Consider the following 22742-nt stretch of genomic DNA (forward strand, 5'->3'; position numbering starts at 1 on the left):
TACTCGTGATACTGCGGCGCTTTTCTCGCCGCTCAACCCAGGGAGGATCCCCGATGCTGAATCTGGCTACCTTGCTTGAAGAGAGTGCGCGCACCTGGCCGGAACGGCCGGCGGTGATACAGGACGATGTACCGCTCAGCTATCGGGCGCTGAACGACATGGCCAACCGGGTGGCAAATCTGTTGGTCGCGCGCGGCGTGCGGCGCGGTGAACGGGTGGCGCTGGCCTGTCCGAACCGGCCGGAGTTTCCGGCTGTCTATTACGGCATTCTCAAAAGCGGCGCGGTGGTGGTGCCGCTCAATATTCTGCTTAAGAGCGCGGAGTTCGACTATTACCTGGCGGATTCGGCGGCGGTGGCGCTGTTTTGTTTCGAAGGCAGCAGCGGCCTGCCGCTGGGGGAGGAAGCGCTGCGGGCGGCGGCGAACGCGGAACAGTGCCGTGAGGTGTTTATCATCGGCGATCGGTTGCCGCTCGAGGGGGAACGTTTCAGCGCGGCGATAGCCGCACAGGCTACCGAATTCGCTTCGGCCGCGACGCTCGAAAGCGACACCGCGGTGGTGCTGTATACCAGCGGCACCACCGGCCGCGCCAAAGGGGCGGAGTTGACCCACGCCAATCTGGTGCTTAACGCCTTGGGATCGGTGCGGCTGTTCGACGGTTCGGAGACGATCCCCGATCGTCACCTGGTGACCTTGCCGCTATTCCACACTTTTGGTTCGACGGTGCAGATGAACGCCGGGTTCGCTTCCGCCGCCACTCTGGTGCTGGTCGAGCGCTTCGACGCCGCGCAGGCCATCGCGCTGATGCAACGGCACGGCATCACCTTTTTCGCCGGGGTGCCGACCATGTATTGGGCGCTGTTGAATGCGCTGGATGAACACACGGATATCGAAAGCTTGCGCAGCACGCTGCGTATGGCAGTGTCCGGCGGCGCCAGCCTGCCGGTGCAGATCCTGGAGGATTTTTCGCGCCGCTTCGGCGTCAACATTCTCGAAGGATACGGGCTGTCTGAGACCAGCCCGGTCGCCACCTTTAACCATCCTCACCGCCTGACCAAGCCCGGCTCCATCGGCCAGCCGATCTGGGGCGTGGAGGTGCGCCTGCTCGACGCCACCGGGCAGCCGATCGACGCTGTCGATCAGGTGGGGGAGATCGCGGTGCGCGGCTACAACATCATGAAAGGCTATCTGAATCGCCCCGAGGCGACGGCGGAGGTGCTGGAAAACGGCTGGTTCCGCACCGGCGATCTGGCGCGCCGCGACGCCGACGGCTTCTATTTCATCGTCGATCGGGCCAAGGACATGATCATTCGCGGCGGGTTCAACGTCTACCCGCGCGAGATTGAAGAGGCGCTGATTCGCCACCCGGCGGTGTCGTTGGTGGCGGTGATCGGCGTCGAACATCCGTCGCTGGGCGAAGAGATCAAAGCGGTGGTGGTGTTGAAAGAGACGGAGGAGCCGATCGAGGAAGAAACGCTGATCGCCTGGAGCCGGGAACGGCTGGCGGCGTACAAGTATCCGCGCATCGTCGAGTTCGTCGAGCGTTTGCCGATGACCAGCACCGGTAAGGTGTTGAAGCGCTGTTTGCGCTGAGGAAAACCCGGCCTGCCGGGGCAGGCCGGGATACGGGCATCAACCTGGGTAGATGCCGCGCTCTTTACGTGCGGTCAGGATGCGCTCACAGGCCACGATATAAGCGGCGGTGCGCAGGCTGCACTCTTTCTCTGCGGCCTTGTTCCAGACGTGGACCATGGCGTCGGTCATGATCTTGTCCATACGCTCGTTGATCTCGGACTCGCTCCAGAAGTAGCTCGCCATGTCCTGCACCCACTCGAAGTAACTGACCGTTACGCCGCCGGCGTTACAGATAACGTCCGGAACCACGGTGATGTTACGGGAGCGCAGAATGTCGTCCGCCTCTGGGAAGGTCGGGCCGTTAGCGCCTTCCAGCACCAGTTTGGCGCTGAGGATCTCGGCACGCTCACGGGTGATTTGGCCTTCCAGCGCCGCAGGGATCAGGATGTCCATGTCGACCGACCAGAACGCTTCGCTTTCGATCTCGCTGGCGCCAGGGAAGCCGGCGATCTGCTTGTGCTTGGTCTGGTATTCGGTCAGCGCGGCCAGGTCGATGCCGTCGGCGTTAAACAGGGTGGCGGAGTGGTCCTGGATGGTGACGACGCGCGCGCCGACGCCAACGAACAGGCGAGCCGCTTCGCTGCCCACGTTACCGAAGCCTTGCACCGCCACTTTGGCGCCTTCGATCTGCACGCCAAGACGCTTGGCCACTTCACTGCCGGTGACGAACACGCCGCGGCCGGTCGCTTTCTCACGGCCCAGGGAGCCGCCGAGGTGGATTGGCTTGCCGGTGACCACGCCGGTGATGGTGGTGCCGTGGTTCATGGAGTAGGTGTCCATCATCCAGGCCATCACTTTGGCGTTGGTGCCGACGTCCGGCGCAGGGATGTCTTTCTGTGGCCCGATGATGAAGCCGATTTCGCTGGTGTAGCGGCGGGTCAGTCGCTCCAGTTCGCCTTCAGACAGTTTGAACGGGTCGACGCGGATGCCGCCCTTGGCGCCGCCGTACGGCAGGTTGACCGCGGCACACTTGATGGTCATCCAGGCGGACAGGGCCATCACTTCGTTCAGATCGACGTCAGGGTGGAAGCGGATACCGCCTTTGCCCGGCCCACGCGACAGGTTGTGCTGTACGCGGAAACCTTCGAAGTGACGGATGGTGCCATCGTCCATCTGCAGCGGGATATCGACAATCAAAGCGCGCTTAGGGTGACGCAGCGTATCAACCCAGCGTGACAGCTCGCCGAGGTAAGGGGCGACGCGATCGATTTGTTGCAGATATGTAGCCCAAGCGGTGGTGCTGCTGTCTGAAGCGTAGGATAGCTTTTCCATAACCAACCTTTATATATTAGAGGTATTTATTTCGTTTAACCGTGGATTAGCAAGCGCATAACACTTTGCGACGCTAAATTTACCACTAATTATGCCGGTTGTTAGCCCCCCGCTCATCGGGCCAGCGGGCGGTTTTTCGCCGCCTGCAGGGTGGTAAATGAATAGTTAATTACTTTTTGTCGGCAGTGAGCGAGCACATGCATAATTTATGCATGTAAAGCGCATAAAAACCCTTTTTATCTATTTTTCAGAAGCTTGAATGTGATCAAAAAGTTTCATTTTATTTAACAGCCATGTTGACAATGGCGTTTCCCCTCGGCAGCGTTAAAATCCTGTTAAAACGCCGTCTGCCGCCGTGTTTTACCTGGCAAAGAGGAGCATGATTCGAGGCTGTTTTAATGTGTTGCGGCAGAAGAGCGGGCTGAAAAGCGTGTTCACCTGAAACGAACGGGTGACCGATCCCCGGCAAGGACAATAAAGGCGCTTGCGACGCAGCCGTCGGTGAAGGAGACGCCAACGCCATCCACTCGGCAAGCGGCGGCAACTGCGGTATGCTAAGCGGCTGAACCGCAAACCAAACCGGGCTATACGGAGACCCCCCAGCGTGCCGAACTCTTCTTCTCAACTCGAACTTTTGCGCTCGGTCGCCGACGGCATCGCGGCGCTGTTTTTCCCGAATGCGGAAGTGGTGATCCACGATCTGGCCACCAACAAGATTGCCTATCTGGCCAACAACCTGTCGAAGCGCAAACCGGGCGATGACGCCGGGCTGGAGGACTTCGAGCTCGATGGCGGCGCCGGCGTGACCGGCCCCTATGAGAAGCTGAACTGGGACGGCAAAAAGATGCGTTCGGTGAGCATCGCCGCGCGCGACGAGCAGGGCAAGCCCAGCTATCTGCTGTGCATCAACCTGAGCACCGCAATGTTCGAGGACGCCCGCAACGCGCTGGACATGTTCCTGTCAGTCACGCGGCTGCAGCCGCAGCCGCAACAGCTGTTCAAAGATGACTGGCAGGAGAAGATCAACACCTTCCTGCACGACTGGCTGCGGCGCGAAAACGCCGCGCTCGGCGCGCTGAGCCGCGAACAGAAACGGCGGCTGGTCAGCGATCTCTATCATCAGGGGGCGTTCAAGGCCAAAAGCGCCGCGGACTACATCGCCAACGTGCTGTCGATGGGGCGCGCCACGGTGTACAAGCACTTGCGAGAATTGAAGCAGGAGTAAAGGCGGCGGGAAAGGTGGAAGAAATGGGCGGCGCTGGCCGCCCATTTTCGTTACCAGCGGTAGTTGACCGAAGCGATGATGCTGCGGCCGCTGCCATAGAAACAGGCGTACTCGCCGCTGCAGGATGAAACGTATTTCTTGTCCGTCAGGTTCTGCACGTTGAGCTGGAGAGCCGCACCGCGCAGCGCCGACGAGGCCTGGCCAAGGTCATATTTCACCATGGCGTCGTACAGCGTGTAGTGCGGCACATCGTACTGACCGATGGCGTCGGCCGGCGCATCGCCGATGTAACGTACGCCGCTGCCGACGGTCAGGCCGTTCAGCGCGCCGCTCAGGAAGCTGTAGCTGCCCCAGGCGGAAGCCGCGTGACGCGGGATGCCCGCCGGGCTGTGGCCGATTTCGTCCGCCGAGTTGGAGTCTTTGGTCACCACGTCGGTGTAGGTATAGGCGGCGGTCAGCTTGATCTCCGGCGTCGGCTGGGCATGTACTTCCGCCTCAATCCCTTTGGATTTCACCTCGCCGATCTGCTCGTAGGCGGAGGTGAGACGGTTGTAAGACGCCACATTGCGCTGGGTAATGTCGAACCAGGAGAGGGTCAGCAGGGTGTTGCCGCCCGGGATCTGGTACTTCACGCCCATCTCGGTTTGTTTGCCGGTGGTCGGCTTGAGCGGATCGGCGCCCGGCGCGCTCGGGTACAGGTTAGGATCGAACGAAGTGCTGTAGCTGACATACGGCGAAATGCCGTTGTCGAAGGCGTAAAGCAGGCCCGCACGGCCGGTGAACTGGGCGTCGTTGTAGGTCTGCTCCTTGCCGCCGCTGGTGCGATCGCGGGTGTTGACCTGCGACCAGTCCTGACGGCCGGACAGCAGCAGGTTCCAGTTATTCCACTCCAGCTGGTCCTGCAGATACACTCCGACCTGATTCAGCGTCTTCAAATCGCTGGAAGCCAGCGCCAGCGTGCTGCCATCGATGCTGGGGCGAACCGGGTTGGCCCAGTCGATCGGGTAGTCGTTGCCGCGATCGCGATACATCTTCGAATCGATATGGCTGTAGCGGTAATCCAGCCCGCCCAGCACCGTATGCTTCACCTCGCCGGTGTCGAACAGCCCCTTCAGCTGGTTATCCACGCCAAACTCGTTGCTCATCTGCGTTTCATGCTGCGCCATGCGGGTGACGGTGTGGTCATTGACGTCAGAGTTTACGTTATAAACCAGATATTTATAGTCTTCATCGCGGTGGGTGAAGCGCAGGTTCTGGGTAAACGACAGCGCATCGCTGAAGTTATGCTCGAGGCTGTAGCCGATCGACGCCTGCTCGCGCCGCGACTTGTTGAAGCTGGGTTCGCTGACGTTGAAGTCGTAGGGCACATAGCCCGCGCTGGTCGGGAACAGCGTGCCGGCGCGCGGCAGGAAGTTGCGCGACCCGGCTTTCGGATCGTTCTGGTAGCTGGTCAGCAGCGTAAAGCTGGTGTCTTCGTTCGGCAGCCAGGTGAAGGCCGGCGCGATGGCCACCCGTTGCTGCTTGCTGTCTTTGACAAACTCATGCTCGGTTCTGGCGATACCGTTCAGGCGATAGAACAGGGTGTTGTCGTCGTTGAGTTTGCCGCCGAAATCGAACGCCGTTTCCGCCAGATGGCGGTTGCCGGTGCTGAATTTGACTTCGTGAATGCTCTGGGCGGTAGGGCGCTTGCTGGTCATCACCACCACGCCGCCGGGGCTGACCTGGCCGTACAGCACGCCGGCCGGGCCGTGCACCATCTCCACGCGCTCCAGCAGCCAGGGATCGATCTGCCCGGCGCCGCCGTTTTGGCTCGAGAGGCCAAAGTGCAGGCCGTCGAGCAGCTTGGGCGCATAGCGGAAGCCGCGGCTGATCACTTCGTCATTGCGGTTGGAGTTGCCGCGGTAGGTGGTGATCACTCCGCTGGTGTAGTTCAGCGCGTCGGCGACCGACGCCGGTTCCTGGTCGTTCATTTGCTCGCGCGTGACCACCGAGATGGACTGCGGCGTTTTGCGCAGAGCGGCGGCGGTCTTGGTGCCGGCGGCGCTCTCTTTGGCGACGATCCCTTTGACCGGCGCGGTCACGCTGTTTTGCGCGTCGGCGGTCACCAAAATCGTCTCGTCCGCCGCGGCGGACGCGTGTGGCGCGAAGGGCAGTAAGGCCAGCGCCGAGCCCAGCAACAACCGCTTGGCGGCCGTCGCTTCCGCATTCGAATTGTCTATCCCTTTGTTTTTAATCTTCATTATCTCTCCTGCATACCTGCGTTGTGTGTCATGCAACCCTGATAAACCCCGAAATATCGGCGAGCGGTCTTTACCCGTCGATACGGAAACGCCGTGTGCGCACGACGGTAAAAATCCGACAAATAGTATTGAAAACGATAATGAGTATCAATACGATTGTCAGGTTTTGTAAAAATCACTCATGTTATGTAAGGGGCGCTATGGAGTTTTTGCCGGAAAAGAGGCCAGGCAACGGTCATGAGGGATTGGCGGCGCAGTGGCTGCGTGAAGAGGCGGCGGGGCAGCCCGAGTGGTGGCAGAAGGTGGCCTCTCACGGCACGCCCATCGTCGAGCCGCACGATGACCGCCACGTCAAAATGACCTGGCTATGGCGCGATCCTGCCGGCGATGAGCGGCGCTCGCCGATTCGCCGCGTTTATGCCGATATCAACGGCATAACCGATCACCACAGCACGTCCCCCAGCAGCCTGACCAGGCTGCCCGGCACCGACGTTTGGTACGGCGCGGCCGTTATCGATCGCCGCTGGCGCGGCAGCTACAGCCTGATCCCCGTCACAGACCGGGATCTTCCTCCCGTCTTCAGCGACGACGAAACGCTGCGCGATCGCCAGCAGCGCGCCTGGTGGATTTCGCTGTTTCCACTGGCGATCGCCGATCCGTTGAATCGCCTCTCGCTGGGGCCTTCGCATCGTCCGCGCCCGGTTTCCCTGGCCCAGGGGCCGGATGCTGACGACCAAAGCGCCTGGCAGGCCGCCGATCGGCCGCTGGACGAGGCGCGGCTACAGCGTTTTCAGTGGCACAGCGAACGGCTCGGCACGCAGCGGCGCGTCTGGCTGTATGCCAGCGGCGACGCGGCGGTGAAAGCGAATCGCCCGCTGGTGTTATTGCTCGACGGCCAAAACTGGATCGAAAGGCACGCGCTGCTGCCGGTGATCGAGAACGAAACCGCAACAGGACGGCTGCCGCCCGCGTGCTGGCTGCTGATCGATGCGATCGACGGCGAACACCGGGAAAACGAGCTGCCCTGCAACGCCGCCTTCTGGCAGGCAATCATCGATGAGCTGCTGCCGCAGGCGCAGAAGCGCGAAGCGTTCAGCGAGGAAGGGGCGCGCACCGTCGTCGCCGGCCAGAGCTACGGCGGGCTGGCGGCGTTATATGCCGGTGTGCACTGGCCGGAACGTTTCGGCCACGTGCTGAGCCAGTCCGGTTCCTTCTGGTGGCCTACGGTGCAATTCGTTACCCAGTTCGAAAAACGCCACGAACTGGAGGAAGGCTGGCTGATACGCCAGGTTCGGCAACGCGACGCGGCGGCGCCAGCGCTCAACGTGATCCAACAGGCCGGCGATCGGGAGGCGGATATCGAATTCGTCAATCGCCAGATGCACGAGGCGCTGACGGCGGCGGGGCACCGCGCCGACTACCGCGTGTTTTCCGGCGGACATGACGCGCTCTGCTGGCGCGGCGGCCTGGTGGACGGCGTACGCCAGCTGCTTTCCGGGATGGAATAACCCACACATTTTGACAGACAGGTAATGAAAATGACTCAGGAACAACAAAACCCGTTCGATGACGAAAGCCTCCGTTTCTCCGTTTTGGTCAACGCGCAGCAGCAGTATTCGCTGTGGCCGCAGTTTGCCGACGCGCCGCAGGGGTGGCGCGTGCTGATGGGGCCGGCGTCGCGCGGCGAATGCATCGACTACATCGAAACGCACTGGCAGGACATGCGGCCGGCGGCCTTGAAAGCGGCGGATGCGGCGCGTTAAGCGCCAGACAGCCACATCGATACATTCCGTTTGAGGAAAAGGACAGACACCATGTCAGAAACGCTTTCTTTGCCGGATACTCGGGTCGAGTATCGGGATTATCCGCTGGTTGCGGCGCAACCGGGGATCTGGATCGCCGACCAAATCGCGCTGCGGCGCAACGGCTTCGCGGTGGCGCACTACACCGAACTGCACGGCGCTATCGACCGCTCGGCGCTGGAGCGCGCGATCCGTCAGGGGCTGGCCGAAGCGGATACGGTTCAGGCGCAGTTCTTTGAGGCGCAGGACGGCCAGCCGGTGCAGCGTTTGCCGCTGAACGCCGATCCTGCGCGCGTGCAGGCGCCGGAGTGGTTCGATTTCAGCGCGCGGCCGGACGCCGAACAGGCGGCGCTGGCGCTGATGAACGACGATCTGGCGCAGGATCTGCCGGCGGACGGCGAGCGGCCGCTCTATCGCCATGCGGTGATCCGCGTCAGCGCCGATCGCTGGTTCTGGTATCAGCGCTTTCATCATTTGACCCTGGACGGCTTCAGCTTCGAAGCCATCACCCGTCGGATCGCCGATATTTATCGCGCGCTGCGCCACGGGCTGGCGCCGGCGGCCTCGCCGTTTACCCCGTTCGGCAAGGTGGTGGAAGAGTTTCAGCAATGGCAAACCTCGCCCGCACGTGAGCGGGCGGCCGAATTCTGGCGCCAGCATCTGCGCGATTTGCCGTCGCCGCTGTCATTATCGACGGAGAGTCGGGAGGTTGAGGCGGGCGCCCGGCCGCTCAAACAGGCGCTGGTGCTGCCTGAATCGCTGTTTGACGAAGCGCTGCGTGATGGCGCGCTGCAGTCGCTGCAGCCGGCCGATATCGTCACGGCGGCGCTGGCGCTGTACCTGGCGCGCATGAGCGGCGAAACCCGCTTCTCAATCGGTTTTCCTTTCATGCGCCGGATGGGGTCGCAGGCGCTGGCGGCGGTCGGCCCGGTGGTCAACGTGCTGCCGCTGCTGCTGAACGTGACGCCGGAGATGTCGCTGGCGGATGTCTGCCTTGCCACCGTGGCGCAGATCAAGCAGGCGCGTCGCCATCAACGCTATGAGGCGGAGCAGATCAAACGCGATCTCGGCCTGGTCGGCGGCCATCAGGAACTGTACGGGCCGGTGGTCAACGTCAAGGTCTACCACAGCGCCTTGTCGTTCGACGGTCAGGCGGCCACCACCCATACGCTGGCGATGGGGCCGGTCGACGACCTGGAGTTCGAGATCGGTTTTCGAAGCGGCGTATTGACGCTGTCTTTGGTCGCCAACCCGGCCAAATACTCGCCGCGCACCTTGCAGCACCACGCGGAGCGCATCGGCCATTGGCTGCAGCAGTTGGCGCGGCAGCCGCACCAGCCGAACGGTCAACTGGCGTTGATCGGCGAGGGGGAACTCAGACAACTCGCGGCCTGGGGGCGCGGCGCTGAGCTGACGCCGCCGGCGGGCATGATTTCGATCATGGATGCGTTCCAGCGCCAGGTTGAGCGTCAGCCCGAGGCGTTGGCGGTGTCCTGCGGCGACGTGCGCCTCAGCTACCGGCAGCTCTCCGAACGGGTGATGCAGCTGGGGCGAGTGCTGATCGAAAGCGGCATCGGCGCCGAAGACGTGGTCGCCATCGGCATTCCGCGCTCGGTGGACACGCTGGTCGCGCTGTTCGGCGTGCTGGCCAGCGGCGCGGCCTATATGCCGCTCGATCTGGACTATCCGCGTGAACGTTTGGCGCTGATGTGCGACGACGCGCGGCCGGTGATGTTGCTGACCCACAGTGACACGCGGGCCAACATGCCGGATCTGCCGCAGGTATTGTGCCTGGACGACGCCCCGTGCCTGGCGCGCTGCGCGGCCGCCGCGGCCACGCCGATAACGGACGACGAACGGCGTGTGCCGCTGAACGAGGCGCATCTCGCCTACATGATTTACACCTCCGGTTCGACCGGCAAACCCAAGGGCGTGATGTCCACGCACCGCGGGCTGCTGAACCTGTTCCTGTCGCACCAGGCTTCTCTGTTCGGCCCGGCGATCGAAAAATTCGAGGCCCGCCACGCGCGCCGCTTGCGCGCCGGCCATACCGCCTCGTTCTCTTTCGACTCCTCCTGGGAACCGCTGTTCTGCATGATGATGGGCAGCGAACTGGTTATCTTCGATGAGGAGCTGCGCCGCGACCCCTGGGCGCTGCTGGAACAGACCCAGCAGACGCCGATCGATCTGCTGGACATCACGCCGTCGTTCTTCTCGCAACTGGTGGACTGCGGTCTGCTGAAAGGGCAGTTCCCGCTGCCTTCGTTCGTGATGATCGGCGGCGAGGCGGCGACGCCGACGCTGTGGAACCTGATGCAGCAGCATCCGGAGGTGGAGATCCACAACTATTACGGCCCGTCCGAATACACCGTCGATACCCTCGGCGCGCCGGTGACGGCCGCAGACCAGCCGGTGATCGGCCGTCCCCTCGCCAATACCTCAGTCTGGTTGCTCGACAGCCGCCTGCAGCCGGTGCCGATCGGCGCGGCGGGTGAGCTGTACATTTCCGGCAAGGGCATCGCGCGCGGTTACCTGCGCCGCCCGGATCTGACGGCGGCGCGCTTTGTCGCCAACCCGTTCGCCGAAGGCGAGGTGATGTACCGCAGCGGCGACCTGATGCGCTGGAGCGCGGAGGGCCAGCTGGTATTCATTGGCCGGACCGATCACCAAATCAAGGTGCGCGGCTTCCGCGTCGAGCTGGGTGAGGTGGAAAGCGCCTTGGCCGCCTTGCCGGACGTGGGGCGGGCGGTGGTGATCGCCGAACCGATCGGCGCCACCTATCGCCTGATCGGCTATTGCTCGGTGCAGGATGACGCGCGTCGCGCCTCGCCGGCGCTGCAAAACGAGCTGCTGGGGCAGCTTGCGCAGCGTCTGCCGGATTATATGGTGCCGGCGATCCTGGTGGTAATGCCGGAGCTGCCGCTGAACGTCAACGGCAAGATTGACCGCCAGGCGCTGCCCAAACCGCAGGAAACGCTGGCGCAAAGCATTCGCGAACCGGCCACCGAGCAGGAAAGGCTGATTTGCCGCGCGATGGCCCAACTGTTGGGAATGGAGCGCGTCGGCGCAGACGACGATTTCTTCGCGCTCGGCGGCGACAGCATCTCGGCGATGGGGCTGGGCACCGCCCTGCGGCGCAAAGGCTATCTGCTGCGGCCGCGCGAGATCTTCGCGCTGCACACCCCCGCGCGCATGGCGCAGGCGATGCAGCCGCTGGCCGTTGGCTCTCAGACCGCACGCAGCGTGCGGCAAGGCCCGATCGACGGGCTGCCGATCTTGCACTGGTTCGCCGAGACGGGCGATATGCATCGCCGCTTCGCGCACGGCGTTTTCCTGCGCGTGCCCGCCGAGCTGCAACCGGAACAGCTGCGTTATGCGTTGGCACAGCTGCGCGCGGCGCACCCGGCGCTGAGCGCCAGGATCCGCGACGGCCAGTTGGTGGTCGAGGAAGCCACTACCGCTGAGTTCATGCAGGTTCAGGCCGTATCCGGCGAACTGGAGCTAGCGGCGGAACAGGCGTTTGATGCCGCACTCGAGCAGCTCGATCCGGCGGCCGGCGCCATGATGCAGGCGATCCTGTTGCAGCGTGACGGGCAGAGCCTGGGGCTGGTGCTGGCGATCCACCACCTGGTGGTTGACGGCGTTTCCTGGCGCATTCTGCTCGACGAGCTGCGGCAAGTGGCCGACAGCGCCATGCAGGGGCAGCCGATCACGCTGCCGCCGGAGGAAACCTCGCTCTATGAATGGTCCGCGCGTTTACGGGCCGACGTCGAACGCCGCGAAGCCGAGCTGCCGTTCTGGCGGCAGATGCTGGCGGACGGCGTGCCGCGTTTGGGGCGGCGCGCGCTGGAACCGCAGACCGATCGCATCGCCTCGGTGAGCGAACGGCGCACGCTGCTCGACAGCCGGCTGACCGCCGCGCTGCTCGGCACATTGCCGCAGAACTATCGCGCCCAGGTTGAAGAGATCATGCTGTGCGCGCTGGCTCAGGCCTGCCGCCGCCGTTTCCAGGCTGCTTCGCTGCGTTTCTCTCTGGAGTCGCACGGCCGCGCCGAACTGGATGACGGCCTCGATCTGGCCCGCACCGTCGGCTGGCTGACGGCGGAGTACCCGCTGCGCATCGAACTGCATGACGCCGAGCATAATGAGGCAGTGCGCGCGGTGAAACGGGCGACGCGCGCGGTGGCCGATCGCGGCGTCGGCTATGGCCAGCTGCGTTATCTGCATCCGCAGCGTGACGATCTGGCGGCGCTGGCGCAGCGCAACGCCCCGGAGATTTTATTCAACTACCTTGGGCGTTTCAGCCAGGATGAGGCGCACTGGACGCCGCAGCGCAGCCAGACCCGCTTCCGCGACGCCTTCGCCGTGGCGCAGGATGCGCAGCAGGCGCCGTCTTACGGGCTGGAAGTGAATATCTTTGTCGAGGAGCGGCGCGACGGCGCCTGCCTGGCGATTAACTGGAGCTGGCTGGAGGCAATGTTCAGCGAGAGCGACATTGCGCAGCTGCACAGCGGCATCGAGCACGCCGTGCGTTCACTGTGCGAGTTTGCCGAACGGCATCCCGAACGCGCGGCGGCGACGTTGGTGGCGGCCGAAATCGCCCAGCCGGGCGTCGATGATGAAGCGGTGCGCGCCTGGGAGCGGGAGTGCGGGCCGTTAGCCGCGGCGCTGCCGCTGTTGCCGCTGCAACACGGCCTGCTGTTCCATGCGCAGACGGCGCAGCAGGGCGGCAGCTACAACTCGCTGACGCGCCTGAGCCTCTGCGGCGAACTGGACGCGCATCAACTTCGGCAGGCGCTGAATGCGGTGATCCGCCGCCATCCGCAGCTGGCCGCCCGATTCAACCGCGAGGGCGAGCCGTTGCAGCTGATCCCGCAGGAAAGCCATTGGCCGCTGGAAAGCCACGCGCTGCCGCCGCTGGCCGAAGAACAGGAGGTGCAGGCACTGCACCGGCTGGAGCAGCAGGAACTGCAGCGCGATCTGTTCAACCAGCCGGGCGCGATGCTGCATGCATTGTTGGTCAAACACGGGGATAGCGAACGCTACACGCTGTTCCTTAACGCGCATCACCTGATCGTCGACGGCTGGTCGACGCCGGTGGTGCTCAACGATCTGATGCTGGCCCTGCGTGAAGGCGAGCAGGCGTTGCCGCCGCTGCGTTCGAACTATGCCGATATCGTGCGCCGCCTGACCGCGCGGGATGCCGAAGCTTCGCGCCGCCTCTGGCGCCAGACGCTGCAGGACGTGCGGCCGACGTTGCTGTTCGGTGAGGCGCAGGACGATCGCGTGCACGAGCTGGAAATGACGCTGCCGCCGGCCGAGGAAAGGCGCTTGCTGACCCTGTGTCGCGAACGCGGTTTGACGCTCAATACCGTGATGCAGGGCATTTGGGCATTGCAGTTGGCCAGCTGTTGCGGCCAGCAGGACGTGGTGTTCGGCTCGCCGGTTTCCGGCCGCTTTGGCCAGATAGAAGGGGTCGAGGAACACGTTGGCCTGTTCAGCAACACGCTGCCGGTGCGGGTGCGTCTGCAGCACGATCGTTCGCTGACGGAACAGCTGACCGAGCTGCAGCACCGGCAGATTGAACTGCTGGAGCACGACGATTTGGGGTTGGGTGAAATTCAGCACCTGGCCGGGGCGGGCACGCTGTTCGATACGCTGTTGGTGGTCGAGAACTACCCGGACAACGACGCTCTGCTGGGCGGCGCAGGGTCGCTGCGCTGCGACGCCATCCGCAACAAAGGCTATACCCACTATCCGCTGACGCTGCTGGTGCTGCCGGGCGAGCGTCTGCGTCTGCTGATGGAGTACCGCGCCTCGGTGCCGCAGCCTGAGCGCTTCGCCGCGCGGCTGATGGCGCTGTTGCAACAGTGGATCGCCCAACCGGATTTGCCGCTGCCGCGCTGGCAGTTGCAAACGCCGCAGGAGCAGACGCTGATCGCGGCGGTCAACCGCACCGGGCAGGCGGTGGCGGACACCACCTTGCATCAGGCGATCGCCGATCAAGCGCGGCGCACGCCGGAACGCATCGCGCTGCAGGATGCCGGGCACAGCCTCAGCTACCGTGACATGCAGCGCCAGGCCGCGCTGCTGGCCGAGCGGCTGACGGCGGCCGGCATTCAGCCGGGGGATATCGTCGCGGTGGCGTTGCCGCGCTCCGTGCGCCTCAGCCTGGCGCTGACGGCGATTGTGCAGACCGGCGCCGCCTGGCTGCCGCTGGACACCGGCTACCCGGACGAGCGGCTGGCCTACATGGTGGAGGACGCCAAGCCGCGGCTGATTATCACCGAGAGCGCGTTGGATGCCCGCTTTGCCGCGCTGGCGCCGACGCTGCTGTTCGATGCGCTGGACGACAGCGGGCGCGAACCGCCTGCGCGCCTGCCGGCGGGGAACGGCGATTATCCCGCCTACGTGCTGTATACCTCCGGCTCTACCGGGCGGCCGAAAGGCGTGGTGGTGAACCACCGGGCGATCGTCAACCGCCTGTTCTGGATGCAGCACGAGTATGCGCTCGATGCGCAGGACGTGGTATTGCAGAAAACCCCGTGCAGCTTCGACGTTTCCGTCTGGGAATTCTTCTGGCCGCTGATGGTCGGCGCGCGCCTGGTGATGGCGCCGCCGGAGGCGCATCGCGATCCGCAGGCGCTGACGACGTTGATCGACGACTATGGCGTGACCACGCTGCATTTCGTTCCGTCCATGTTGGCTATCTGGGTGGAGGCGCTGAACGAGCGGGCGCCACAGCGCGCCGCCGCCAGCCTGAAACGCGTGTTCTGCAGCGGTGAGGCGCTGTCGTGTGAACTGGCTTCCCGCTATCAGGCGTTGGTTACCGCGCCGCTGCACAACCTGTATGGCCCGACGGAGGCGGCGGTCGATGTCACCTACCAACCGGCGTCCGGCGCGGCATTGGCGGCGGTGAGCGGCGCCGGCGTGCCGATCGGCAAACCGGTCTGGAACACCCAGTTGAGCATTCTCGACGCGATGCTGCGGCCGGTGCCCGTCGGCTGCGCCGGCGATCTTTACCTGCGCGGCATTCAGCTGGCCGATGGCTATCTGCATCGGCCGGGGCTGACGGCACAGCGGTTTGTCGCCGATCCCGCCGGCAACGGCGCGCGCATGTATCGCACCGGCGATATCGCCCGCTGGCTGGAAGACGGCAGCGTCGAGTATTTAGGGCGCAGCGACGATCAGCTGAAGATCCGCGGCCAGCGCATCGAGCTGGGGGAAATCGAGCAGGCGCTGCTGGCGCAGCCGGGGGTAGCGCAAGCGGCGGTGCACGCCATCGAGCTGGGCGAGGGCGCGACGGGGCTTGGCGGTGCCGATATGCGCCAGCTGGTCGCCTGGCTGATCGCCCAACCGGGCGTGACGCTGGATACCGCCGTGCTGCATCAGGCGCTGGAGCAGCGTTTGCCGGCGCACATGATGCCGGTCAGCTATGTCATGACCGACAGCTTCCCGCTCAGCGCCAGCGGCAAGCTGGATCGCAAGGCGTTGCCGCGGCCGCAGCTGAGCCACCAAAGTGGCCGCATGCCACAGAGCGACAGCGAACGCCTGCTGGCGGCGCTGTTCGGGGAACTGTTGGGGCGCGAGACGGTGTATGCCGACGACGACTTCTTCGCGCTGGGCGGCCATTCGCTGCTGGCGATGCGTCTGGCGGCGGAGCTGCGTCGCCGCGTGCCTCGGCCATTGAGCGTCGGGCAGATCATGTTCGCCCGCAGCCTGGAGAAGATGGCGCACCTGCTCGATGACGCGCAGGCGGCCAACTCGGCCGAGAGCCGCGGCGTCGGCGAATGCCTGCAGCTGCGGGCCGGCCAAGGCCCGGCGCTGTTCTGCCTGCATCCGGCTTCCGGTTTCGCCTGGCAGTACTCGGGGCTGAGCCGTTATCTGCCGGGCAGTTACCCCATCATCGGCCTGCAGTCGCCAAGACCGGACGGCGCCATCGCCACCTGCGAGGATATCGAGCAGATGGTCGATCGTCATCTCGCCAATCTGCGCCGCCTGCAGCCGCAGGGGCCTTACTACCTGCTGGGCTATTCGCTCGGCGGCACGCTGGCGCACTCGATGGCCGCGCGCCTGCAGCAGCAGGGCGAAGAGGTGGCGTTCCTCGGCATGCTGGATACCTATCCGCCGGAAGGCCAGGATTGGACCGGCCCCAGCGAGGAGGACGCGCAGAAAGAGGTGGCGCAGGAGCAGGCCGAGTTTATGGCGGAAGATCATGGCGATCCGGCGCTGATGGCGGAGAAGGCGGCAATGTTCGACAGCATCGTCGCCAACTACCGCGACGCGGTGCGCATTCTGTCTCAGGCGCGCAGCCGGCGTTTCCACGGCACGGCGACGCTGTTTGTCGCCGACCAGACGCTGCCGCCGGAGATGGACATCGACGCCGTGTGGGCGCCGTATCTGGATGGACTGATCTGCCATCACCAGCGCTGCGAACACGCGGACATTCTGTCGCCGGCTTCGCTGGAGACGCTCGGGCCGTTGTTGCATTCGTTGCTGACGCGGCAATACGGGCTGGTATAACGCAACCGGGCCGGGGGGCGTGCGTCCCGGCCCGTACTAAAACATGATATGCAGGACACTATGGCCAGACCTTCTTTTTTTCTTGATTTCAGTTTGCTGAGAAGCAATGCGCATTTCCGCGCGATTTTCTGCGCCCGCATGCTGTCGGTGTTTTCCCTCGGCATGTTGGCGGTGGGGGTGCCGATTCAGATCCAGGCGATGACCGGCTCCACGTTGCAGGTGGGCGTGGCGGTGGCGCTGGACGGGGTGGGCATGTTTATCGGCCTGATGCTGGGCGGCGTGCTCGCCGATCGCTACGATCGCCGTAAGCTGATCCTGTTTGCGCGCGGCACCTGCGGGCTGGGCTTTGTCGCCCTGAGTCTGAACGCCTTCGCCCCGGCGCCTTCGCTGTTGGCGCTCTACCTGCTGGCGGCCTGGGACGGCTTCTTCGGGGCGCTGGGCATGACGGCGCTGATGGCGGTGATCCCGCTGCTGGTCGGGCGCGAAAACCTGGCGGCGGCGGGGGCCTTGAGCATGGTAACGGTGCGCATCGGCGCGATCCTGGCGCCGGCGCTGGGCGGGATCATCATCGTGTTCGGCGGCGTGGGGCTGGCGTTCGCCGTGGCCGCCGCCGGGACGCTGGGCACCCTTGTCCCACTGGTGCGCCTGCCGACGCTGTTGCCGCAGCAGCAGGAGCCGGAACACCCGCTGCGCGCGCTCGCCAGCGGCTTCCAGTTTGTCTGGCGCAATAAGGTGGTGGGGTCGGTGGTGCTGCTGGGAATGCTGATGAGCATCGTCGGCGCCGTCCGGGTGCTGTTCCCGGCGCTGGCGCAGGACGCTTACCACGTCGGCGCGTCCTCAATTGGCCTGATGTATTCCGCGGTGCCGCTCGGTGCGATGCTGGGCGCGCTGACCAGCGGCTGGGTGGGGCGTTTCTCTCGGCCCGGCGTGCTGATCCTGGTCGCCGCCATCGTCGCGTTTACCGCTATCGCTTCGCTGGGGCTGTTCAGCCACCTGGCGCCGGCGCTGCTGGCGCTGGTGTGCTACGGCTACGCCAACGCCATCGCTTCACTCCTGCAGTTCATGCTGATCCAGAGCAATACGCCGGATCATCTGCTGGGGCGGGTGAACAGCCTCGGCACCGCGCAGGACGTAACCGGCGATTCGATCGGCGCGCTGGGGCTCGGCGTACTGGGCAGGGTGTTTACCCCGTTGATGAGCGTGCTGTCGTTTGGCGCATTCGCCGCTGTGCTCGGCGTGCTGGTGGCCTTCAGCGTGCGCACGCTGCGCCAGTGCCGGCCGGCGGACGCGCTGGTCGAGCACGATGAGCCCGCGCCGGCAACCTCGGCGGCAGCGGACAACTAACCCCTCACGGCACCGGCTGTTCCGGCCGGTGCTGTTCCCCCCAGTGGCACATCATGTCGATCACCGGGATCAGCGAACGCCCGCGTTCGGACAGGCTGTACTCCACCTTGGGCGGGATCTGCGGATATTCCTTTCTCACCACCAACCGATCTTTTTCCAGCTCTTTCAGCGTCGAACTCAGCGTTTTGTAGGAAATGGTGCCGATGCAGCGCTGCAGCTCGTTGAACCGCAATACCGGCTTATACAACGCCAGCCAGTAGAGAATAATCATTTTATATTTGCCGTTGATCACCGACAGCGTATAGCCATAGCCGGTGTCTTCGAGGCTGATGCCCGTTGGGCTGCAGTGGGATTCGGCGGTCATTGAGTGCTTTCTCCAGGGTAAGTATGTGTCGTGAGTGTGCGTATTTTACATTGTTCCAGCATAACCTATGATGCGCCGGTAGACACTTGACTGGAGAAATCGATATGAAAACCCTGGTGGTGGTGACCCATCCCGATATGGCGAACTCGGTGGTCAATAAACGCTGGCTGGAGGAGCTGAGGCGCTATCCGGAGCGGTATACCGTGCACGAACTGCATCAGGCCTACCCGGACTGGCAGATCGACGTCGCCCAAGAGCAGCGGCTGATCGAAGCCCATGACAACATCGTGCTGCAGTTCCCGATTTTCTGGTTCAGCAGCCCGCCGCTGCTGAAAAAATGGCTGGACGACGTGCTGACCTACGGCTGGGCCTACGGTTCGCGCAGCGGCTACAAGATGCAAAACAAGAAGCTGGCGTTGGCGGTCACGGCGGGGGTGCGTGCAGAGGATTATGCGCGCGACGGGCGCTATCGCTACTCGCTGGAGGAAATCTTCCGGCCGTTTGAAGTCACCGCCGGTTACGTGCGGGCCGACTATGCCTCGTTCTTCGCCTTTTACGGCAGGGAGGCCGCTCCGGACGGCACGGTGGAACCGCTGCAATCCCACGAATTGGATCGCAGCGCGCAGGGCTACCAGGCATTTCTCGCCGCCCTGAATTAACGGCACGCCCCGGATGCGCCAGGGCATGCGCATCCGGCTACTTGCCGGCGGTGATTGTCAGCATCTATCGTGCGTGCTGTGTGAACGAGCATGCCGGATGAAAACAGAGTGGGGGGAATTACATGAACAGGAAGCGGTCGGCCAGCGGAACCCCACGTTCGAGACGCGGTGGCAGCGCGTCGTCGCGATCGTCAGGCTGAGCAGCCTGCGGCGCGGCGTCTTCGGCTTTTTCGATCATCAGCTCGCCGAGCAGGGCCAGAAAACGAGTGATCTTTTGCATATTCCCTCCGGGGCAATGATTAACCTGAAGATGATAGTAATCGCCGCCTAACCGAATGGGAAAAACTTAAAACTCATATCCTAAGAACCGGATCGCATATCGCCTGACCGGGCGACGGTGGCCCATCGCCCGGTGAACGGCTTAGAAGGTGACGTTAACCTTGGCCCACAGGGTGCGGCCCGGTTCATTCACCGCGCTGTTGGCCGAGTACCCGAAGGCGCTGTTGCCCGCCAGGTTGAGGTGCTCGCTGTAGGTCTTGTTCAGGATGTTATCCAGACCGGCGCTCAGCTTGACGTTTTTATTCACCTTGTAGGCGGCGTTGGCGGAGAGCACGCCGAAGCCGGCGCTTTCGGCAAAGTCTTTGCCCACCACGTTGCCTTCGTTGATCGCCACGCGGTGTTGGTTGCTGACCAGACGCCACAGGCCGGTGCCGCTCCAGTCGCCGTACTCATAGGTGAGCCCCAGGCGCGCCTCCAGCGGCGGGATCTGCGGCAGCGGCCGGCCGTCGCTGCTATTTTTGCCCCAGGAGTAGGCCAGGCTGGCGTCGGTTTTCCAGTGCTCGCTCAGCTGATAACCCATGCCCATTTCGCCGCCCATGATGTTGGCGTTGACGTTATCGGCCTGGCTGAGGCGCGCGTTGTGCGGATCGTATTTGAACAGGATGAAATCATCGACGCGGCCTACATAAGCGGAGACCCAGCCGTTGAAGCGTTTGCCGTTGTACTGCGCGCCGATGTCGAGCTGCGTGGTTTTCTCGCTCTTGACGCTGGAGAACGGATCCTTGCTGCCGTTCGGGCCAAGCTTCGGCGAGAACAGCTCCCAGTAGTCCGGGAAGCGCTCGGTATAACCGACGCCGGCATACAGCATCAGCGGCAGGTCGGCCAGCGTATGCTCCAGGCGCATAAAGCCGCTCGGCAGGGTGTCCGAACGTTCCCCAGCGCTGCCGCTGCGGAAATTCTCCACCAGGGTGCGGTCGAGGCGCGCGCCGCCGATCAGTTTATCCTGTTCGCTGGTGGACCAGGTCAGTTCACTGAAGGCGCCGTAGCTGTTGAACTGGGCGTCTTTTTCCCAGCTGCCGCGGTTCATGCTGCGGTGGGTGTTGGTTTGGGTGTCCAGGCCGCTTTCAAGCTTCACGTCCTGCCACTGCCAGGTGCCCATCACGCGGCCGCCGACGGTGCGGCGATCGAGCTGCATCGTCATGCCGGAGGACATCATGTGCCCGCCGTGGCCGCCCATCCCCATGCTCATGCCGCCATGCCCCCCGTGCCCAGCCATGCCACCGCTGCCCGGCGATCGCAGGGTGACGTTATCCATTACGTGGTTGGCGTAGTTGTAGTAGACCTGCGCTTCCAGCTTATCCAGCACGTCGCCGATGTTGGATTTCTCCACCCGCATGCCCAGGCTTTCGCGTTTGAACTGCGAACCGTCCATGCTGCGGCCGGCATAGCGCGCTTCGCCGTTGCCGCGGCCCATAGTTACTTCCAGCAGCGTGTCGGCGTCCGGCGTCCAGCCGAGCGCCAGATCGCCGTTCCACTTGTCCCAACGCGATGGCACGCGCGTATTCGTGCCGTCCTGATAGTCGTTGGAACGGGATTTGTTGGCCATCACCCGCAGGTAGCCTTGTTCGGCGCCGAGGCTGGCGTCGATGTTCTCGTCCCAGCGGCCGTTGGAGCCGGTCAGCACGCTGGCGTTGCCCTTGATACCCGGCTTGTCGAAGCGCGGGCGCTCACGCTCGAAACGCACCGTGCCCGCCGACGATCCCGGCCCCCACAGCACCGTCTGCGGCCCCTTGGTAATGGTCAACAGATCGAAGCTTTCCGGCGAGATGTAAGAGGTCGGTGCATCCATCCGCGCTGGGCAGGCGCCCAGCATTTCCGAACCGTCGGTGAGGATCTTCAACCGAGAGCCGAACATGCCGCGGAACACCGGGTCGCCGTTGGTGCCGCCGTTGCGGATCTGCGAAAAGCCGGGGATGGTTTTCAGGTAGTCCGAACCGTCGCTGGCCGGCACCGGCTGGCGTGGGGTTTTCGGCGAGGTGACGATGGTCAGCGGGGAGTAGAGCGGCGCGGTGACGGTGATCACGTCGCCATCATTAACCTGGGCGCCGGCAGGGTGTTGATGCGCCTGCGCCGCGTGGCCGGCCAGCAGAAACAGCGGCATGGCGGTGGTAATGGCGCGGTTGACGGCGTTCTTTTTATAAGTCGGTTTAAACATCATCTTTCCTTAAGCTAACTTTTTCCGTGCTTGGCCGAGGGATTATTCAGGCGTGGGGCGGCCTGGCGAAAATCACCATCGGAAAATACGGGGGTTAATTCCATCAACCTGGAAATAACCGGATTAATAATGTCGTCTCGATGATTAACCGTTGGGCGAATTAATTCCGCCGGGTTGAAACGATCAACGGCAATACAGAGAACGGCAATGGGCTTATTGTTAAATCAGAGGAAAGAGATGGGGGGCGCGCGCGGCTGTAATTCGGTGTGAACAACGTGGGCAAACAGAGGGACGAGATAGTGGATCGGCGGCGGGCGCGAAGCCAGCGACTGGGACCAGAACAGCGGGCCGTGGCTCACGTCCAGCAGCGGCGCGTGCAGCAACAGCACGCAATAGCCGCAGGCGCTGTCGTCCATCATCATCGCCATGTTGTGGTGGCCGCCGCCGTGCTGCATCAGCGGCTGTGAGGCTTTCTCAGGCTCAGGCGGCGGCGAGTGCATCCCGTGATGCATCGGCATATCCATGCCGCAATCCGCCATGACGGTCGCTCCAGCACTTCCGGCGCGCACATGCTCCAGGGATCGCGAGACCACCGGCGCAATGAACAACATCAGAATGGCAAACACCCCTAACCAGGCGGCGGCCCGATTTCGCGATGCAGAGCGCTGAATTAACGACACAATCAACCTAAAAAAAGGGTTAACACAGGGTAGGGAATTGTACTGGTTTATGTCGAAATGTTAAAACCTTTTATTTCTGGCCAACGATCTGTTGATGAAAATGAGATCAAAACAGTGATTCAAATTTAAGCGAAATTATATGCAAAGCGGCCAAGGGATACGCAGCCAGTTATAAATTCCAAAGATATGTCGAAAATGGAACCCGCAAAAATATACTCAATAACAAGGGCGTGTTAGGCTTTTATTTTTCGCTTGATAAGGGGAAGCAACGATGGATTTGACCACTCAGGACGCACTGGACTGGCTTAATGACGGTATTGAAACGCTCAAAACCGGTGAGATCAACCGTTACAGTGCAGAGGGCTACGCGCGGGGGTATGAGCTCGGTTTTCTGTACGGAACCTTGCGCACCTTACTGGCCACGCAAAAAATTACCCGTGAAGAGTACGATAAATTACACAGTACACTGAGCCATACCCGCCACGCTTGCATGCGAGAATGACAA

General features: G+C 63.3%; 14 protein-coding genes. 8 read left to right on the forward strand and 6 right to left on the reverse strand.

Annotation, left to right across the window (positions count from 1 at the left end; translation table 11 throughout):
- Positions 1-53: 53 nt before the first annotated feature.
- Positions 54-1592: a long-chain-fatty-acid--CoA ligase gene (locus ACSBQQ_RS05950; protein WP_033648349.1), complete on the forward strand. Its 1539-nt coding sequence runs from the start codon at positions 54-56 to the stop codon at positions 1590-1592.
- A gap of 39 nt (positions 1593-1631) precedes the next feature.
- Here ACSBQQ_RS05950 and ACSBQQ_RS05955 read toward each other — a convergent pair whose 3' ends face one another.
- On the reverse strand, positions 1632-2906 hold the full coding sequence (locus ACSBQQ_RS05955; protein ID WP_033648348.1) for a Glu/Leu/Phe/Val family dehydrogenase: 1275 nt from the start codon (positions 2904-2906) through the stop codon (positions 1632-1634).
- Between the two features lie 604 nt (positions 2907-3510).
- On the opposite strand from ACSBQQ_RS05955, the gene ACSBQQ_RS05960 reads away from it, so the two are divergent.
- Positions 3511-4131 carry a helix-turn-helix transcriptional regulator gene (locus ACSBQQ_RS05960; protein ID WP_033648347.1) on the forward strand — a complete coding sequence of 207 codons (621 nt, stop codon included), beginning with the start codon at positions 3511-3513 and terminating at the stop codon, positions 4129-4131.
- Between the two features lie 50 nt (positions 4132-4181).
- Here the strand turns inward: ACSBQQ_RS05960 and ACSBQQ_RS05965 are convergent, their stop codons facing one another.
- Positions 4182-6371 carry a TonB-dependent siderophore receptor gene (locus ACSBQQ_RS05965; RefSeq protein WP_048321587.1) on the reverse strand — a complete coding sequence of 730 codons (2190 nt, stop codon included), beginning with the start codon at positions 6369-6371 and terminating at the stop codon, positions 4182-4184.
- Positions 6372-6571: 200 nt separating this feature from the next.
- On the opposite strand from ACSBQQ_RS05965, the gene fes reads away from it, so the two are divergent.
- Genes fes through entS form a run of 4 tightly spaced genes read left to right on the forward strand, consistent with a single transcriptional unit; the run spans position 6572 to position 18040 of the window.
- Positions 6572-7879: an enterochelin esterase gene (fes, locus tag ACSBQQ_RS05970; protein ID WP_230200361.1), complete on the forward strand. Its 1308-nt coding sequence runs from the start codon at positions 6572-6574 to the stop codon at positions 7877-7879.
- 30 nt (positions 7880-7909) lie between these two features.
- On the forward strand, positions 7910-8134 hold the full coding sequence (locus tag ACSBQQ_RS05975) for an MbtH family protein (protein WP_033648496.1): 225 nt from the start codon (positions 7910-7912) through the stop codon (positions 8132-8134).
- A 51-nt stretch (positions 8135-8185) separates the two neighbouring features.
- Positions 8186-16696, forward strand: a complete 8511-nt coding sequence (locus tag ACSBQQ_RS05980) for a non-ribosomal peptide synthetase (protein ID WP_060428062.1) — start codon at positions 8186-8188, stop codon at positions 16694-16696.
- Between the two features lie 60 nt (positions 16697-16756).
- Entirely contained in the window at positions 16757-18040 is a 1284-nt protein-coding gene (entS, locus tag ACSBQQ_RS05985; RefSeq protein ID WP_039566083.1) for an enterobactin transporter EntS, read from the forward strand.
- 4 nt (positions 18041-18044) lie between these two features.
- Here the strand turns inward: entS and ACSBQQ_RS05990 are convergent, their stop codons facing one another.
- Entirely contained in the window at positions 18045-18404 is a 360-nt protein-coding gene (locus ACSBQQ_RS05990; RefSeq protein ID WP_060428064.1) for a winged helix-turn-helix transcriptional regulator, read from the reverse strand.
- Positions 18405-18508: 104 nt separating this feature from the next.
- Here ACSBQQ_RS05990 and ACSBQQ_RS05995 point away from each other — a divergent pair, with 104 nt between their 5' ends.
- Positions 18509-19063: an NAD(P)H-dependent oxidoreductase gene (locus tag ACSBQQ_RS05995; protein WP_060425767.1), complete on the forward strand. Its 555-nt coding sequence runs from the start codon at positions 18509-18511 to the stop codon at positions 19061-19063.
- A 118-nt stretch (positions 19064-19181) separates the two neighbouring features.
- On the opposite strand, the gene ACSBQQ_RS06000 is transcribed toward ACSBQQ_RS05995, so the two are convergent.
- From ACSBQQ_RS06000 to ACSBQQ_RS06010, 3 genes are all read right to left on the reverse strand, one after another.
- Positions 19182-19343 (reverse strand): hypothetical protein, encoded by a 162-nt coding sequence (locus ACSBQQ_RS06000; protein ID WP_016927696.1) that lies wholly within the window; start codon positions 19341-19343, stop codon positions 19182-19184.
- A 141-nt stretch (positions 19344-19484) separates the two neighbouring features.
- Entirely contained in the window at positions 19485-21503 is a 2019-nt protein-coding gene (locus tag ACSBQQ_RS06005) for a TonB-dependent copper receptor (RefSeq protein ID WP_326770642.1), read from the reverse strand.
- 278 nt (positions 21504-21781) lie between these two features.
- Positions 21782-22168 (reverse strand): DUF2946 domain-containing protein, encoded by a 387-nt coding sequence (locus ACSBQQ_RS06010; RefSeq protein WP_230122172.1) that lies wholly within the window; start codon positions 22166-22168, stop codon positions 21782-21784.
- A gap of 340 nt (positions 22169-22508) precedes the next feature.
- On the opposite strand from ACSBQQ_RS06010, the gene ACSBQQ_RS06015 reads away from it, so the two are divergent.
- Entirely contained in the window at positions 22509-22739 is a 231-nt protein-coding gene (locus tag ACSBQQ_RS06015) for a hypothetical protein (protein WP_033653148.1), read from the forward strand.
- The last annotated feature ends 3 nt before the right edge of the window (positions 22740-22742 follow it).

The organism is Serratia sp. G204Y (genome assembly GCF_051172435.1).
GTDB classification, from domain to species: Bacteria; Pseudomonadota; Gammaproteobacteria; order Enterobacterales; family Enterobacteriaceae; genus Serratia; species Serratia sarumanii.

Excerpts from the sequence above, each read along its gene's own strand:
- ACSBQQ_RS05950 (WP_033648349.1), top strand. The coding sequence starts at position 54 with ATGCTGAATCTGGCTACCTTGCTTGAAGAGAGTGCGCGCACCTGGCCG.
- ACSBQQ_RS05955 (WP_033648348.1), bottom strand. The coding sequence starts at position 2,906 with ATGGAAAAGCTATCCTACGCTTCAGACAGCAGCACCACCGCTTGGGCT.
- ACSBQQ_RS05965 (WP_048321587.1), bottom strand. The coding sequence starts at position 6,371 with ATGAAGATTAAAAACAAAGGGATAGACAATTCGAATGCGGAAGCGACG.
- fes (WP_230200361.1), top strand. The coding sequence starts at position 6,572 with ATGGAGTTTTTGCCGGAAAAGAGGCCAGGCAACGGTCATGAGGGATTG.
- ACSBQQ_RS05975 (WP_033648496.1), top strand. The coding sequence starts at position 7,910 with ATGACTCAGGAACAACAAAACCCGTTCGATGACGAAAGCCTCCGTTTC.
- ACSBQQ_RS05980 (WP_060428062.1), top strand. The coding sequence starts at position 8,186 with ATGTCAGAAACGCTTTCTTTGCCGGATACTCGGGTCGAGTATCGGGAT.
- entS (WP_039566083.1), top strand. The coding sequence starts at position 16,757 with ATGGCCAGACCTTCTTTTTTTCTTGATTTCAGTTTGCTGAGAAGCAAT.
- ACSBQQ_RS05990 (WP_060428064.1), bottom strand. The coding sequence starts at position 18,404 with ATGACCGCCGAATCCCACTGCAGCCCAACGGGCATCAGCCTCGAAGAC.
- ACSBQQ_RS05995 (WP_060425767.1), top strand. The coding sequence starts at position 18,509 with ATGAAAACCCTGGTGGTGGTGACCCATCCCGATATGGCGAACTCGGTG.
- ACSBQQ_RS06000 (WP_016927696.1), bottom strand. The coding sequence starts at position 19,343 with ATGCAAAAGATCACTCGTTTTCTGGCCCTGCTCGGCGAGCTGATGATC.
- ACSBQQ_RS06005 (WP_326770642.1), bottom strand. The coding sequence starts at position 21,503 with ATGCCGCTGTTTCTGCTGGCCGGCCACGCGGCGCAGGCGCATCAACAC.
- ACSBQQ_RS06010 (WP_230122172.1), bottom strand. The coding sequence starts at position 22,168 with ATGTTGTTCATTGCGCCGGTGGTCTCGCGATCCCTGGAGCATGTGCGC.
- ACSBQQ_RS06015 (WP_033653148.1), top strand. The coding sequence starts at position 22,509 with ATGGATTTGACCACTCAGGACGCACTGGACTGGCTTAATGACGGTATT.